Source organism: Streptomyces sp. NBC_01294 (genome assembly GCF_035917235.1).
Lineage (GTDB): Bacteria > Actinomycetota > Actinomycetes > Streptomycetales > Streptomycetaceae > Streptomyces > Streptomyces caledonius.
On the sequence record NZ_CP108423.1, the window covers coordinates 1699586 to 1714122 of the forward strand.

The window sequence follows — 14537 nt, forward strand, 5'->3', positions numbered from 1 at the left end:
GGGAGGCATCGGTCCTCGGATGCGGGGACGGCGGAGGGACGTCGGGGGTGACCCAACGGCCGGACCGGGCACGGTTCTGGGGAGGGGACGGCCACAACCGGTCCGGCTGCGGCGGGATCTGAGGATGCCGATCATAACCAGACACGCGCCGGAATAGGACAGGTGTCTTCCGTGACGATGCGTGCTATCGGTGCCGGATCACCCCAGGCCAGAGACCGGATCGGAATCGAACCGCGATGTCCTCGACACCAGGAAGGGAAGGTTCCGGCCGGAGGCGCGGCCGGCTCCCGGAACACGGACGGGCCCTCCCGACCGGTATGCGGTCGGGAGGGCCCGTGGATGCACCGGGGGGATCAGGCCTCGTCGGAGGCCGGGGCCAGGCGCAGGGAGATGCTGTTGATGCAGTACCGCTGGTCCGTGGGCGTGGGGAAGCCCTCGCCCTCGAAGACGTGGCCCAGGTGGGAGCCGCACGTCGCGCAGCGGACCTCGGTACGGGTCATGCCGTGCGAGCGGTCGGCGATCAGCTCGACCGCGTCGGTGTCCTTCGGGTCGAAGAAGGACGGCCAGCCGCAGTGCGAGTCGAACTTCTCCGAGGAGCGGAACAGCTCGGCCCCGCAGCCCCGGCAGGCGTAGACGCCTTCCGTCTTGGTGTCCGTGTATTCACCACGGAAGGCCGGCTCGGTGCCGGCGAGGCGCAGCACCTGGTATTCGGACGGGGTCAGCTCCGCCTGCCACTGCTCGTCCGTCTTCTCGACCTCGTACGACATTGGTTCTCCCGCTCCTTCGTCCTGCCTTCAGCTCGTCAGGCGGGCGAGGATGGCCGGACCGAGGTCCGTGACGTCGCCCGCGCCCATGGTGAGAACGAGATCACCGGGCTTGGCCATTCCCGCGATGACGTCGGCGACGGCCGCCTTGTCGTGCTCGGCGGTGACGTCGGCGCCCGCGGTCCGGGCGGCCGCGATGATGACCTCGCTGGTGATGCCGGGGATCGGGTCCTCGCGGGCCGGGTAGATGTCCAGGACCACGGAGGCGTCGGCGAGGGCCAGCGCCTGGCCCATCTCCCTGCCCAGCTCCTGGGTGCGGGAGAAGAGGTGCGGCTGGAAGACGACCAGGATCCGGGCGTCCCCGGCGGCTCCGCGGATGGCCTCCAGGTCGGCGGTCATCTCGGTGGGGTGGTGCGCGTAGGAGTCGATGACCTGGACGCCGGCGGCCTCGCCCTTGAGCTGGAGGCGGCGCTTGACGCCGGTGTACTTGCCGAGGGCGGAGGCCAGGTTGTGCGCCGGGATGCCGAGGGCCACGCCCGCGGCGAGGGCCGCGACGGCGTTGTGCGCGTAGTGGCGGCCGGGGACCGAGACGGTGAAGGTGAGCATCCGGCCGTCCAGGACGACGGTGACCTCGCTGGTCAGGCCGCGCGGGGTGATCTTGGCGATCCGGACGTCGGCGCCCTCCTCCTCGCCGTACGTGACGACGGTGAGGCCCTCCGCGCCCGCGACCCGGCGGGTGATCTCGGCGGCGCCCTCCTGCCCGTGGGCGACGACCAGGGTGCCGCCGGGAACGATCTTGCCGACGAAGGTCTCGAAGGACTCGTAGATCTCCTCGATCGACGCGTAGTTCGCGTGGTGGTCGAGCTCCGCGTTGAGGATGATCGCGACCTGCGGGCTGTACTTGTGGAAGGTGCGGTCGCTTTCGTCCGCCTCGGCCACGAAGATGTCGCCCTCGCCGTGGTGGGCGTTGGAGCCCGGGGCGTCCAGGTCGCCGCCGATGGCGTACGAGGGGTCCAGGCCCAGGGCGGAGAGGGACACCGCCAGCATCGAGGTGGTGGTGGTCTTGCCGTGCGTGCCGGCGACGGCGATCGGGCGCAGCCCGTCCATCAGCGCGGCGAGGGCGTCGGAGCGGTGCACGACGGGGATGCCGAGCTCGGCGGCGCGGGCCAGCTCGGGGTTGTCGGCGCGGATGGCGCTGGAGACGACCACGCAGGTGGAGTCGGCGGCGAGGTTTCCGGCCGCGTGTCCGCCGTGGACCGTGGCGCCGTGGGCGCGCAGCGCCTCGGCGGTCTCGGAGTCGCCGCGGGTGTCACTGCCGGCCACCTGCGCGCCGCGCTGGGCGAGGATCTTCGCGATGCCGGACATGCCGGCGCCGCCGATGCCGATGAAGTGGGGCCGTTCCATGGCGGTCGGCAGGCCGGGCTTCATTCAGTTCGCTCCATGATCGAGTGCGTGCGGTGCTTGCGTGCGGTGGGCTCTGGGGCCCCAGCCTATTCGTTGTGGGCGAAGAGCTTGAGCACCGGAACTCCGACCTTGTGGCGGGCGCGGGAGGCCCAGTCCCGGTGGAAGAACTCCTCCACGAAGTGCGGGGCGGTCAGGACGATCACCTCGTCGGCGCCGGTCTCGTCCACGACGGCCTTCAGTTTGTCGAGCGGGTGGTCCTCGACGATCTGCCCCACGGCCTTGGCGCCCTTCAGGCGCAGGGCGTTCAGGGAGTGCGCGAGGGCGAGGGCGGCGGGGCCGAGGGCGGCGTCCCCCTCGGGTTCGTCGCCCTCGCGGATGGCCTCGGGGAGCTCACCGAGCGCTACGTCGTCGATGGCGCGCAGCAGTCGGTCCTGGTCGCCCCGGGGTTGCATGAGGACGACGAAGGAGACCGCGTCGTCCCCGTGCAGGGTGGTGACGAAGTCCACGTCCACCGTGGTCAGCGGCTGCTCGATCATCAATACGCTCGTGAACACGGACGCCCTCTCCTTCATGGGCCGAGGCCGGCTGGCCGGCCCCTGCGGAAACCATCCTGCCCCGCTGTCGCACGGGGCCTGCGCAGGTATATGTGCCCAGCGGAAGCAAAGCGGAACGACAAATTCCGCCCCTTGTCAGATCCGACGGTAGCTCGTGAACAGGAACCCGGCCTCTTCCAGTACGCAGGCGGGCGCGAGCCGGTGCGGAACCGTGACGGAGGGCCCTCCGGCGATCCGCTGGGCACCCCCCGCCGTGAGCATCGGCGAGATCGTCAGGCACAGCTCGTCCAGGGCGTCCGCGGCCACGAACTGGCCCAGCAGCCGGGGCCCGCCCTCGGTGAGCTGGCGGCGCAGTCCCCGCTCGGCGAGCTCCCGTACCGCCCGGGCGGCGTCCACGGCCGCGCCGTCACCGGCCACCACGACCTCGGCCCCGGCCTTCACGGCCGCGGCCACCCGGTCGGCGGGCGCGGCGGCGCCGGTGACCACCAGGGTCGGCACCAGCGGGGAGGCGAACAGGGGCAGCGAGAAGTCCAGGTCCATGCTCGCGGTGACCACGGCGATGGCGGGGGCCGGGCCCTGTCCCGAGGCCTCGCGGCGGGCCGCGAAGGCCTCCCGGGCGCGGGCCGGGCGGTAGCCCTCCTGACGAACCGTTTCCGCGCCGACGACCACCACATCGGCCAGCGCCCGCAGGGTGCCGAAGATCCGCATGTCGGTCTCGCCGGAGATGGGCTGCGAGCGGCCGTCGTGCTGGGCGGCCCCGTCCAGGGTCGAGACCATGTTCGCCCGCAGCCAGTGCCCGTCCGGTCCGAGGCCGGGGTACGCGTAGGCGTCCGCGAGCTCGTCGAGCGACCACTCCCGGTCGGTCAGGTCCCGGGGCGAGGCTGGTGTCTGATCGGTCACAGGGAACAGGCGGCGCATCCGGGCAGTGTGCCACGCCCCGTAGAGTTAAGGGCTGTGTCGACATCACTCTCCACCTCCGGTTACACCTCAGGCCGGCCTCCGATAGCCGGCGTGGGGCCCGAGGCCCTGTGCGCGCGTGAGCCCCGGGTGCCCGCCGAACGGCTGGTGGCCGAGATGGTGCCGCCGCCGCGGTTCGACTCGGTGCGCTTCGACACGTACGACCCGGATCCGACCCAGCCGAGCCAGTCCGAGGCCGTCACCGTGCTGAGCGGCTTCGCCGCCGGCCTGGGCGGGGCGCACGCGAGCGGCGCCGGCCGGAAGCGCTGGTTCTCCAGGAAGCCGGCCGCCCCCACCGCCCCGCGCGGGGTCTACCTCGACGGCGGCTACGGCGTCGGCAAGACCCACCTGCTCGCCTCCCTGTGGCACGCCACCCCGGCCGAGCCCGCGCTCAAGGCCTTCGGCACCTTCGTGGAGCTGACCAACCTGGTCGGCGCGCTCGGCTTCCAGCAGACCGTGCGGACCCTGGGCGAGCACCGGCTGCTGTGCATCGACGAGTTCGAACTGGACGACCCCGGCGACACCGTGCTGGTGTCCTCGCTGCTCAGCCGTCTCGTCGAGCAGGGCGTGGCGCTGGCCGCCACCTCCAACACGCTGCCCGGCAAGCTCGGCGAGGGGCGTTTCGCCGCCGCCGACTTCCTGCGGGAGATCCAGGGCCTGTCGGCGCACTTCCGGCCGCTGCGGATCGACGGCCAGGACTACCGCCACCGCGGTCTGCCGCAGGCGCCGGCGCCGTTCTCGGACGAGCAGGTCACCAAGGCCGCGTACGCGACCCCGGGCGCGAGCCTGGACGACTTCCCGGGCCTGCTGGAACACCTGGCCCGGGTGCACCCGAGCCGCTACGGCGCGCTGACCGACGGGATCGCGGCCGTCTGCCTGACCGGCGTCGGCCCGGTGCCGGACCAGTCGACGGCGCTGCGACTGGTGGTGCTGGCCGACCGGCTGTACGACCGCGAGATACCGGTCCTGGCCTCCGGGGCCCCCTTCGACCGGCTGTTCAGTGAGGACATGCTGAACGGCGGTTATCGAAAGAAGTACTTCCGCGCCATATCGCGGCTCACCGCGCTGGCGCGCGACGCGAAACCCCTGGTGTCCCAGTAGGTTTGGGAACGCCGGACTCTTCCGGGGGCCCGGCCGTTTCCACTTCTGCGAAGGGATCACCATGGCCACCACGCGTCACGCGCACACCGTCTGGGAAGGCAACCTCCTGCAGGGCAAGGGTGTCGTCACCCTCGACTCCTCGGGCCTCGGTTCGTACGACGTCTCCTGGCCCGCGCGCTCCGAGGCCGCGAACGGCAAGACCAGCCCCGAAGAGCTGATCGCCGCCGCCCACTCCAGCTGCTTCTCGATGGCGCTGTCCCACGCCCTCGCGGGCAAGGGCAACCCGCCCACCCGGCTGGAGACCAAGGCCGACGTCACCTTCCAGCCCGGTGAGGGCATCACCGGCATCCACCTGACGGTGGAGGGCGAGGTCCCCGGCCTGGACAACGACGGCTTCACCGCCGCCGCCGAGGAAGCCAAGAAGAACTGCCCGGTGAGCCAGGCCCTGACCGGTACGACCATCACCCTGAGCGCCAAGCTCGCCTGACCGCTCCCGCTCCGGCGGGGGGCGCGGGCCGCACGACGCGGCCCGCACACCCCCGTCAGGCGGTCGCCAGCTGTGGGATCAGGCGCATCGCGTTGTCGTGGTAGATCCCCTGCAGCTGCTGCGGGGTGAAGGCCGGGTCCGCTTCCAGCGCGGGGAGCGCCAGGTCCGTGACCGTGTCCGCTGGGGCGGCGGGCCAGTCGGTGCCGAAGAGGATGTGGTCGGCCGGCACGTGCTCCAGCAGGGTCGCCGCGGGCGCCATGGGTCCCGCGGTGTCGTAGTAGAAGCGGCTCAGGTGGTCGCGGACGGCGGCGGGTTCGACTGGCGGGTCACAGAACCGCCCGAGGGCCTGCAGGCGCGACGCGATGTACGGGAGGAAGCCGCCGGCGTGCGGCAGGACGACGGACAGGTTCGGGAAGCGGTCCAGCGTCCGTCTGCTGATCATGTTCACGGCGGCCCGCGTGGTGTCCAGCAGGAAGTCGCACATGAAGTTCGGGATGCCGGGAACCGTCGACGCTCCGGGCGGGCAGCCCGGAAGGTTGTGCGGGTGGGTGTCCACCACGGCGGAGAACTCGTTCAGCTCGTGGAACAGCCGGTCGTAGGCGGGATCCCCGAGGTAGACGCCCCCGTAGTTGGCCGTCACGTTCACGCCGACGGCGCCGAGCTGCCCCAGCCCGCGGCGCACGGCCCAGGACGACGCCTCCGGATCGTCCAGGAAGAGGGGCACGTAGTACGTGAACCTCCCCGGGTGCGACTGCGCCACCTCGATCATCGACTGCAGCGTGATGTTGACGGCTTCGCGCAGCTGCGCCGACGACCGGTAGCGCGCAGGCAGCATCGGCTTGAGGACGGCGGTCGTGATGCCGGCGTCGTCCATGAAGCGGACCGCAGCCGCGGTGTCGAGCCGGGTCCACGGGGGCAGCTGTTCCTCCTTGATCAGACCGTGGTGCACGGCCCACTCGCGCCATTGCGGCGCGCAGAAGTGGTGATGCATGTCGATCTTCGGCTGGACCGCGTGTGCCGCGGCCGGGCCCGGTGCGGAGGAACCCCGCGCGACCCGGATGACCTCGCTGGTGCCCACCGCGGCGACGCGCAGTGCGTTCGCCGGTGTTCCCAGGAGGCGCACCCCGGGGGTACTCGCGGAATCCGTCATGTCGATCCACCGCCCATCGGGTCTGGGTTACTTTCCGGAGGCCACGGAGGCCAGGGCCGGCTCGCCGGGGTCCTCGTCCGGGCGCGACGGATCCAGGACGATCCGGAGGTGCTGGAGCCCCCGGAACGCCGCCACCGGTCCGTTGAGCCAGGCCCCCTGGGCCTCCTGCGCGTCCGCCGGCGCCATGTCCGGGAACTCCCGCAGGAGCAGGGTGAGCGCGATCTCGAGTTCGAGCCGCGCCAGCGGCGCCCCCAGGCAGTAGTGGGTCCCGTGGCCGAAGCCCAGGTGCGTCCCCTGGAGCCCCTCGCGGGTCACGTCCAGCTCGTCGGGGGACGCGAACTTCTCCGGGTCCCGGTTGGCCGAGGAGATCGCGATCTGCACCAGGGAGCCCTTGGGGATCAGCGTGTCCCGGATCCGGGCCTCCTCCGCCGCGTACCGGAAGGTCGACGTCTCCACCGATCCCTCGAAGCGCAGGATCTCCTCGACCGCCCCGGGGACGAGCCGGGGGTCCTCGCGGAGCTTCGCCGCCTGGTCGGGGCGCAGCAGCAGGTTGAGGACCGAATTCCCGATCTGGTAGGCGGTGGTCTTGTGGCCGGCGAAGAACAGCACCCAGAGCGACGCGACCAGTTCGTGGTCCTCCAGCTGTTCCTCCGCCTGGACGAGGTCGCTGAGGAAGGAGTCCGACGGGTGGTCGCGCGTGTCCGCGATGAGCCGCTCCAGCCGGTGCTGCAGACGCTCCTCGGCCGCCTTCAGCTCCGCCTTCCTGCCGGGATCGAACCGGGAGCGCGTCACCTCCGCGAACTGCTCCAGGATCTCCGGGCGGTCCTCCTGCGGAATGCCCATCAGTTCGCACAGGACCGCGACGGGCAGCGGGAAGGCGAACGCGGTCATCAGGTCGACCGTGCCCGCCTTCCGGCACTCGCCGAGGATCTCCTCGGCGATCTCGGTGATCCTCGGGCGCATCTGCTCCACCCGCCGGGGGGTGAAGGCGCTGCGCAGGATGCGGCGCAGCCGCGTGTGCCGGGGCGGGTCCGAGAAGAGCACGTTGTCGTCGAGCGCGTCGAAGAAGCTGCCGTACACGGCGTGGTAGGTGTCGATGGCGCCGCGCATGTTCTTGCTGAAGCGGGGGTCCGACAGGGCGTCACGGGCGTCGTCGTGACGGGTGATGAGGTAGGTGTCGATCCCGTGGGGCGGGGTCAGCCGGCACACCGGGGCCTGCTCGCGCAGCGCGGCGTACATGGGGTGGGGGCACTGCCGGTATTCCGGCGCGCCCCGGGACACGGCCGACACGATGTCGTGCAGTTCTCCGCCGCCGTTCGGTGCCGCATCCTGCTGCGCCATGTTTCCGCACCCTCCGTCGCACTCGACTTCTGCGGACACACGGGTTCCCCGTACGGGTGGACCGCGAAACGGCGCCGTTCCCGTTCGAGTGAGGTGACGGGGCCGGGCAGGGGGTCGTCCGGGTGGGGTCCCGGCCGACCGTCAGCCGATCGGCGGTCGGCCGTCCGGGCCGAGTGTGTGGCGGGTGCGGCGGCCCGGGGAAGGGCTGCTGGTGCCACAGCCAGCCCGTCCACAAGGAGCCCCGCGCATGGCCCGACGTCTCGCCCTGGCCCTCACGGCAGCCGCCTCGCTCACCCTGGCGGCCCTCACCGCTCCCCCGGCCTCGTCCACTGCCGCCTCGTCCACCGCGGCCGGGGCCGGCATCGGCGCCGGCATCGGTACCGGCACCGGCCGGGCGCTGGCCGACCGGGCGATCGTGTACGCGGCGACCGCCCCGTACCAGGTGCACGGCAAGGCCGTCGCGGCCGGCTACGTGCCGGACACGTACTGCGTCTTCGACCGGGCGGGGGGAACGGGCGCGCTCGGCTACCCGCACTTCAACCACGCCTACGACAACTCCGTCGACCCGGCGAAGCCCGCCGCGCTGTACTACGAGGACGACGGGCGCGGCGGCAAGCGCCTCGTCGGGGTCCAGTGGCTGGTCTACGACCGCGACCAGAAGCTGACGACGGACGACGACCGCCCCACGATGTTCGGGACCGCCTTCAAGGGGCCCAAGCCCGGCAACTTCCCCGGCCAGCCGGTCCACTACGCCCTGCACCTGTGGCTCTGGAAGAAGAACCCCAGCGGCCTGTACGCGACCTTCAACCCGGCGGTGCGGTGCCTGCCGGGCACCACCCGCCCCACGCCGCAGGCCTGACGCGGCCCGGCTGACGGGGTGTCCGGCCGGCGAGGTGTCCGGCCGGCGCGGTCCGGCTCACGCGGGTCCGCCTGCCGTCGGCATCCTGCCACCTGCCGTCGGCCACCCGGCCACCCGGCCGCCATCCGCCTGAAGCCGCCCGCCCCGCGCCGCCCCGGAGCCGCCGATGTCCGTCACCCGACGCAGCCTGCTCGCCGCCGGCGCGATCGCCTTCAGCGGGGCGCTCGGCGCGCTGTTCGCCGGCGGCTCGCGCGTCGCCGGGGCCGAGCGGGGGTACGGGCCGCTGCTGGCGGATCCGCGCGGGCTGCTCGACCTGCCCGCCGGGTTCACCTACCGGGTCCTCTCGCGCTCGGGCGGCCCGCTGCGCTCCGGCGAGGGCACCGTCCCGGCCAACTGCGACGGCATGGCCGCCTTCGACGCCGGCGGCGGCCGCGTCCAACTGGTCCGCAACCACGAGAACCGCACCACCGCCGCACTGCGCGTCCCCGCCGTGCCGGGCCTGACGTACGACCCCCACGCCCTGGGCGGCTGCACGGCCCTGGACCTCGACCCGGCCGGGCAGGTCACCGGCGAGCGGGTCGCCCTCGCCGGTACCGCCGTCAACTGCGCGGGCGGCCGCACCCCCTGGAACACCTGGCTGAGCTGCGAGGAGACCGAGGACCGCGCGGGCACCTCCGGCTACACCAAGGACCACGGCTACGTCTTCGAGGTGGACCCGGCCCGCCCGCTCCGCTCGGGCGCGGTCCCGCTCACCGCGATGGGCCGCTTCGCGCACGAGGCCGTCGCGGTGGACCCGTACCGCGGGGTGGTCTACGAGACCGAGGACGCCTTCACCGAGCCGTTCGGGCTCTTCTACCGCTTCCTGCCGGCCCGGCCGCTGGGCGGAACCGGGTCCCTGCGCGCCGGGGGCGCCCTGGAGGCGCTGCGCGTGCCGGGGCTGGCCGACCTGGCGTCGGTGGCCGAACCCGGCGCGGAGTTCCCGGTGGAGTGGGTGCCCGTCCCGGACCCCTCGGCGGCCCGGACGCCGATCCGGCTGCAGGACTTCGGGCCGGGCGGGATCACCCACGCGCAGAAGCTGGAGGGCTGCTACTGGGGTGGCTCCGGCGTCCACTTCGTCTCCAGCTACGCCCGCAGCGGCGAGGGGGCGTCCGGCGACCACCACGGGCAGGTGTGGTTCTACGATCCGCGGCGCGCCCGGCTGCGGCTGGACGTCCTCTTCGGCCCGGCCGCCGACATCATGCTGCCCGGGGACTCCCCCGACAACATCTGCCTGGCCCCGGACGGCGGCCTGATGGTGTGCGAGGACGGCGGCGGGGCGCAGTACGTCTTCGGCGTGACGGCGGGCGGCGAGGTCTATCCGATGGCCCGCAACGCCGAGGACATCGGGCGGCCGGGGGCCCCGGAGTGGGGCGAGTTCGCCGGGGTCACCTTCTCCCCCGACGGGCGCACGATGTACCTCAACACCTACGTCCCGGGAACCACGTTCGCCGTGACGGGCCCTGGCACTGACCCCGCGCTCCCCTCCGTTCGACCTGGGGAAGCGCCTGGGGGACCACCCGCGGGCCATCGGCCCGTCGTGCCCGCCGACCGACTTCGACGTCGAGGAGCGCCGTGCACGACTACTTGCCGGATAGTCATATATTTTGCCTGTGTGACCATTTCTGTGCGCAAAGCGGCGTCCGTCGCCGCTCTCAGTGCCGCCCTCGGCGTCGTCCTCACGGGATGCTCGGGCGGCGCCGGCACGTCGGACGCCGGCCGCGAAGCCCGTATGGGCACCCCCGCCGCCCCGGCCTCCGGCGCGCCCGCCACGTCCCCGCAGAGCAGCGGACCCGCCGCCCCGACCGCCGCGGCGCCGCAGGCCGGTGCGCCCGCCAAGGCCCCGACCATGGCACCCGGCCCGGGCGGCCTGACCCCGGTCTTCGAGCGGGCGACGCAGCAGACGGACAAGACCGTGGCGCTGACCTTCGACGCCGACATGACCTCCGACCAGGGGCCGCGGGCGGCGGGCGGGGAGCAGTTCGACAATCCCGGCCTGATCTCGGCCCTGCGCACCCTCAAGGTGCCCTCGACGATCTTCATGACGGGCCGCTGGGCCGAGGAGTACCCGGACCAGACGAAGGCGATCGGGACCGACCCGAACTTCGAGGTCGCGAACCACTCGTACAGCCACCACGCCTTCAAGTCCCCCTGCTACGGGCTGCCCGCGCTCGACGGCGCCGCCGCCCGCGCCGACGTGGACCGGGCCTTCGCCGCCTTCCGGCAGGCGGGGGCGGTCAACACCGTCCCGTACTTCCGCTTCCCCGGCGGCTGCTACGACGACCAGGCGCTGCGGGCCCTGTCCACGGCCAAGGTCACGGCCGTCCAGTGGGACGTGGTCAGCGGCGACGCCTTCGCGAGCGACCCGGACGCGGTGGCCGAGCAGGTGCTCGCCGGGGTGAAGCCCGGCTCGGTGGTGGTCATGCACTGCACGCGCAGCGCCGCCCCGGTCACCGAGGAGGCCGTCCGGAAGATCGTCCCGGAGCTGCGCAAGCGCGGCTACCGGTTCGTGAAGGTCTCCGAACTCATCGGGAAATAGCCGGAGCCCTCAGCCGGAGCAGGCGGTGCGCTGCGCGTCCTGCCACTCGCACACCGGGCAGAGCACCACGCCCGGGGTCGCGACCCCGTACTCGGTGGGCTTGCCGCACTCCAGGCAGTCCGCGTACGGCGGCCCCGGCACCCGCCCGGCCGGGGCGGCGGGAGCGGGGCAGTACGACGGGGTCTCGGCCGGCTGGTCCATGCGTACGAGCGTACTCGGGCCGGCCGGCGCGCGGCAGGGAGCCGCGGGAGGCCCGGTCCGGCGGCGGCCGCACGCGTCAGCCGCCCCGCCGCGCGGCCGCCAGGCAGGCCACCGCACCCGCCGCGCCGGCCAGCAGCAGCGCACCTGCCAGGGCCGTCCACGGCAGCGGTACGGTGCCCGAGCGCGCCCCCGTGACCAGGGCCGACACCGCGCCGCGGGCCGGGGACGGCGCGAGGACCCAGGCCAGCAGGGAGCCGAGGGTCCCGGCCAGCACCCCGTAGCCGCGGCGCCGCACCAGCGGCCTGCTGCACAGCGCCCCCACGGCCGCGCCGGTCAGCGCGCACACCGCCACCGCCAGGGCGCCGGCCAGGGCGGTCGCGGCGGGATCGAGCCCGGCCCGGTCGCCGAGCAGCAGGGCGACGGCAGCTCCGGCCGCTCCCGCGAGCAGCGCCCCGCCGAGGCCGGTGAGCAGTGCCGCCGCATGGACCCGTACGGGGCCGGCCGCGGCGGCGGCGCAGTCACGCGCGGCGTCGGGCTCGCCGGTGACGCAGATCCGGACGAGCCAGACGGCCGACGGGACCAGGCCGGCGGCCGCGTAGCCGAGGGAGTCCAGCGCCGGTTCGCCCGGCTGGATCCCGACGGCCACGAAGGCGGCGTACACGAAGAACGGGGCGAGCCAGCGCTGCGAGCGCAGCAGCAGGGCGCTCTGGTAGCGGAGCAGGGCGGTCACGGCAGTTCCTCCACGGCCCGGACGTGCCACGGCGGCCGGGCGGTGAGCAGGACGCGCAGCACCTCGTCGGAGCGGGCGGCGTCCACGGTCAGCACGGCGCCGCCGTCCGGGTCGGGCACGCCGGCGAGGCCCGCCGGCAGCGGGCTGCCGGGCGGTCCGGCGGCCCGGATCCGGACGCGGGTCGCCCCTGCCCCTTCGGACGTCGGCATCGGCACCGGCACCGGCACCGGCACCGGCACGAGCGACGTGCCTTCGACCCGGTAGTGCGCGTCGGGTGCGCCCGCGAGCCGCCGGGGGTCGTGGTCGACGAAGACCACCGTGGCCCCGGCGGCGGTGCGTTCGGCCACGGCGAGGTCCAACTCGGTCCGGGCGGAGGCGTCCAGCCCGGTCCAGGCCTCGTCGAGAACGAGCAGCCCCGGTTCGGCGAGCAGGGCCTGGGCGACGGCCACCTTCTGGCTGGTCCCCTTGGACAGTTCGGCCATCGGGGTGCGGGCGTGCCCGGCGGCCCCGAACCGCTCCAGCCAGTGCTCCGCCCGCCGGGCCGCCTCGGCTCCCCGGAGCCCGTGCACCCGGCCCAGGTGGGTCAGGTAGGCGGCGGCGCCGAGCGGCAGCGCGGCCGGGAAGCGCTCGGGGACGTAGGCCGTGCGGCGCGGGCGGCCGCCCACGCGTCCCTCGGTCGGTGCGTCGATCCCGGCGACGAGCCGCAGCAGGGTGGACTTGCCGCCGCCGTTGCCGCCTTCGACCCTGACCAGGGCGCCGTGCGGCAGCTCCAGCGAGATCCCGCGCAGCACCCAGGGCCGCCGTGGTCCGTAGCGGCGGCCCACGCCGGTCAGGTGCGTTGCGGTCGGTGCCCTCAGTGCGACGCCGCCGTCTCGGTGACCTCGCTCGGGCGGACGATGACGAAGCCCTCGCCGCGCAGCATCAGCTGGACGGCCTCGCCGGAGCCGCCGCGGATCATCGAGCCGACCGACTGGGAGCGGTGCAGGCCGGTCTCCAGAGCGGCGCTCCAGCCGACCACCGCGTCCGTGTCGACGTAGACCGGGGACTGGGCGGTGACCGGGATGATGATCGGGTTGCCGTCGCAGACCACGGCGAGCTTGCCGGTGCCGGTGAAGAGGCTGTTGAAGAGGCCGCCGCCGGTCATGCCGGCGCCCTTCACCATCTTGATCTCGTAGGACAGGGTCGGGTCGAAGCAGAGCACGTTGCGGCCGTTGATGGTGAGGGCGTCACCCGGCTCGAAGTCGATGATGAAGCAGTTGCCCGCCTGGTGGGCGAACCAGGCCTCGCCCTGACCGCGTACGGACATCAGGGCCAGGCCCTCGCCCGTCACGGCGCGCTTGAGCATGCCGCCTATGCCCTGGCCCTTGCGCTCGAACTGGAGGTTGCCGCGGTAGGCGACCATCGAGCCCTGACGGGCCAGCATTTCACCGTTGACGTTGTACTTGACGGACTTGGCGTTCTGCAGGCTCATGCCAGGGGTGACGGCCGCCTGGGCCAGGTTCTCGGACGCGAAAAGATCACTCTTCATGGCATCGATCCTCACCCGGGCCGGCCACCCGGGACATCATCCTCAAGGCGGAGCCTGGCATCCTTGGCGGGATGAGCAGCCAGCACACGAACGACATCTCCGACGTGCCCGCGGTCGGGGCGGACAGCCCGTTCCGGCAGGAACACGTACGGCGCGACGAGGCCCCGCAGTTCGTCCTGCCGCTGGTGGTGCGGATCGAGAAGGCCGAGCCGCCCGCCCGCACGGACGCCCTGGAGACGGCGGCCCGCGCGGTGCTGGTCCTGCTCACCGACGAACGGGCGCGGGGCGAGGGCGAGTGGGCCGGGGCGGTCCGCGACTGGCAGGACGCCCGGATCCGCAAGGTGGTCCGGCGGGCGCGCGGGGCGGAGTGGCGCAAGGCGGAGACCCTGCCGGGCGTCACGGTGGACGGCGACGGCGCGCAGGTACGGGTCTTCCCGCCGGTGCCCCTCGACGGCTGGCCCAAGGAGCTGGCCAAGCTCCAGGTGTCGGGCACCGATCTGGACGACCCGGAGCCGGTCGCCGCGGTCACCGAGCCGGCCCTGCCCGTGCTGTGGCTCAACCCCGACCTCGACATGTCCGCCGGCAAGGCGATGGCCCAGGCCGGGCACGCGGCGCAGCTGGCGTGGTGGGAGCTGACGGAGGCGGAGCGGGCCGCCTGGCAGGATTCCGGTTTCCGCCTGGCGGTACGGACGGCCGCGCGCGAGCGGTGGGCGGAGCTGAGCGGGAGCGGGCTGCCCGTGGTGCGCGACGCCGGGTTCACCGAGATCGCTCCGGGCAGCGCGACGGTGGTCGCCGACCATCCGGCGCTGCGCTCCCGGCTCTGACGGCCTTCCCCGGCCGGCGGGAACCTCAAATGTTCCTCTGAACGTCCCTTCCGGCGGTTGGC

General features: G+C 73.4%; 15 protein-coding genes and 1 pseudogene. 6 read left to right on the forward strand and 10 right to left on the reverse strand.

The window, feature by feature from the left end; genetic code table 11:
• Positions 1-353: 353 nt before the first annotated feature.
• From msrB to OG534_RS07730, 4 genes are all read right to left on the reverse strand, one after another.
• Complete coding sequence (msrB, locus tag OG534_RS07715) at positions 354-767, reverse strand: peptide-methionine (R)-S-oxide reductase MsrB (RefSeq protein ID WP_326587335.1); 414 nt, start codon at positions 765-767, stop codon at positions 354-356.
• A gap of 27 nt (positions 768-794) precedes the next feature.
• A complete protein-coding gene (murC, locus tag OG534_RS07720) occupies positions 795-2192 on the reverse strand; it encodes a UDP-N-acetylmuramate--L-alanine ligase (protein ID WP_326587336.1) in 1398 nt (465 codons plus the stop codon).
• 62 nt (positions 2193-2254) lie between these two features.
• On the reverse strand, positions 2255-2722 hold the full coding sequence (locus tag OG534_RS07725) for an indole-3-glycerol phosphate synthase (protein WP_326587337.1): 468 nt from the start codon (positions 2720-2722) through the stop codon (positions 2255-2257).
• Between the two features lie 135 nt (positions 2723-2857).
• Positions 2858-3640, reverse strand: a complete 783-nt coding sequence (locus tag OG534_RS07730; protein WP_326587338.1) for a pyrimidine reductase family protein — start codon at positions 3638-3640, stop codon at positions 2858-2860.
• 84 nt (positions 3641-3724) lie between these two features.
• Between OG534_RS07730 and zapE the strand changes: the two genes are divergently transcribed.
• Both zapE and OG534_RS07740 read left to right on the forward strand, forming a co-directional pair.
• Positions 3725-4780: a cell division protein ZapE gene (gene zapE, locus OG534_RS07735; RefSeq protein WP_326593516.1), complete on the forward strand. Its 1056-nt coding sequence runs from the start codon at positions 3725-3727 to the stop codon at positions 4778-4780.
• Between the two features lie 61 nt (positions 4781-4841).
• Complete coding sequence (locus OG534_RS07740; RefSeq protein ID WP_326587339.1) at positions 4842-5267, forward strand: OsmC family protein; 426 nt, start codon at positions 4842-4844, stop codon at positions 5265-5267.
• 55 nt (positions 5268-5322) lie between these two features.
• Here OG534_RS07740 and OG534_RS07745 read toward each other — a convergent pair whose 3' ends face one another.
• On the reverse strand, positions 5323-6417 hold the full coding sequence (locus OG534_RS07745; RefSeq protein ID WP_326587340.1) for an amidohydrolase family protein: 1095 nt from the start codon (positions 6415-6417) through the stop codon (positions 5323-5325).
• A gap of 27 nt (positions 6418-6444) precedes the next feature.
• Complete coding sequence (locus tag OG534_RS07750) at positions 6445-7758, reverse strand: cytochrome P450 family protein (protein WP_326587341.1); 1314 nt, start codon at positions 7756-7758, stop codon at positions 6445-6447.
• Between the two features lie 247 nt (positions 7759-8005).
• Here OG534_RS07750 and OG534_RS07755 point away from each other — a divergent pair, with 247 nt between their 5' ends.
• The 3 genes and pseudogenes from OG534_RS07755 (at position 8006) to OG534_RS07765 (ending at position 11192) form a co-directional block, all read left to right on the forward strand.
• Positions 8006-8617: a hypothetical protein gene (locus OG534_RS07755; RefSeq protein ID WP_326587342.1), complete on the forward strand. Its 612-nt coding sequence runs from the start codon at positions 8006-8008 to the stop codon at positions 8615-8617.
• 166 nt (positions 8618-8783) lie between these two features.
• Positions 8784-10118: pseudogene (locus OG534_RS07760) on the forward strand (alkaline phosphatase PhoX); the annotation flags it as partial.
• 384 nt (positions 10119-10502) lie between these two features.
• Entirely contained in the window at positions 10503-11192 is a 690-nt protein-coding gene (locus OG534_RS07765) for a polysaccharide deacetylase family protein (protein WP_326593517.1), read from the forward strand.
• A 9-nt stretch (positions 11193-11201) separates the two neighbouring features.
• Here OG534_RS07765 and OG534_RS07770 read toward each other — a convergent pair whose 3' ends face one another.
• The 4 genes from OG534_RS07770 to OG534_RS07785 all read right to left on the reverse strand — a co-directional run bounded on the left by OG534_RS07770 (position 11202) and on the right by OG534_RS07785 (position 13651).
• A complete protein-coding gene (locus tag OG534_RS07770; protein WP_326587343.1) occupies positions 11202-11393 on the reverse strand; it encodes a hypothetical protein in 192 nt (63 codons plus the stop codon).
• Between the two features lie 76 nt (positions 11394-11469).
• Entirely contained in the window at positions 11470-12123 is a 654-nt protein-coding gene (locus OG534_RS07775; RefSeq protein ID WP_326587344.1) for an ABC transporter, read from the reverse strand.
• Entirely contained in the window at positions 12120-12947 is an 828-nt protein-coding gene (locus OG534_RS07780; protein ID WP_442807047.1) for an ATP-binding cassette domain-containing protein, read from the reverse strand. The genes OG534_RS07775 and OG534_RS07780 overlap by 4 nt, the downstream gene beginning before the upstream one ends.
• Positions 12948-12976: 29 nt before the next feature.
• Positions 12977-13651 (reverse strand): AIM24 family protein, encoded by a 675-nt coding sequence (locus tag OG534_RS07785; RefSeq protein ID WP_326587345.1) that lies wholly within the window; start codon positions 13649-13651, stop codon positions 12977-12979.
• 71 nt (positions 13652-13722) lie between these two features.
• Between OG534_RS07785 and OG534_RS07790 the strand changes: the two genes are divergently transcribed.
• Positions 13723-14475 (forward strand): aminoacyl-tRNA hydrolase, encoded by a 753-nt coding sequence (locus tag OG534_RS07790; RefSeq protein ID WP_326587346.1) that lies wholly within the window; start codon positions 13723-13725, stop codon positions 14473-14475.
• Positions 14476-14537 lie beyond the last annotated feature (62 nt).

Coding starts and splice junctions, on each gene's coding strand:
- msrB (WP_326587335.1), bottom strand. CDS start 767: ATGTCGTACGAGGTCGAGAAGACGGACGAGCAGTGGCAGGCGGAGCTG.
- murC (WP_326587336.1), bottom strand. CDS start 2,192: ATGAAGCCCGGCCTGCCGACCGCCATGGAACGGCCCCACTTCATCGGC.
- OG534_RS07730 (WP_326587338.1), bottom strand. CDS start 3,640: ATGCGCCGCCTGTTCCCTGTGACCGATCAGACACCAGCCTCGCCCCGG.
- OG534_RS07740 (WP_326587339.1), top strand. CDS start 4,842: ATGGCCACCACGCGTCACGCGCACACCGTCTGGGAAGGCAACCTCCTG.
- OG534_RS07745 (WP_326587340.1), bottom strand. CDS start 6,417: ATGACGGATTCCGCGAGTACCCCCGGGGTGCGCCTCCTGGGAACACCG.
- OG534_RS07750 (WP_326587341.1), bottom strand. CDS start 7,758: ATGGCGCAGCAGGATGCGGCACCGAACGGCGGCGGAGAACTGCACGAC.
- OG534_RS07755 (WP_326587342.1), top strand. CDS start 8,006: ATGGCCCGACGTCTCGCCCTGGCCCTCACGGCAGCCGCCTCGCTCACC.
- OG534_RS07765 (WP_326593517.1), top strand. CDS start 10,503: ATGGCACCCGGCCCGGGCGGCCTGACCCCGGTCTTCGAGCGGGCGACG.
- OG534_RS07770 (WP_326587343.1), bottom strand. CDS start 11,393: ATGGACCAGCCGGCCGAGACCCCGTCGTACTGCCCCGCTCCCGCCGCC.
- OG534_RS07785 (WP_326587345.1), bottom strand. CDS start 13,651: ATGAAGAGTGATCTTTTCGCGTCCGAGAACCTGGCCCAGGCGGCCGTC.
- OG534_RS07790 (WP_326587346.1), top strand. CDS start 13,723: ATGAGCAGCCAGCACACGAACGACATCTCCGACGTGCCCGCGGTCGGG.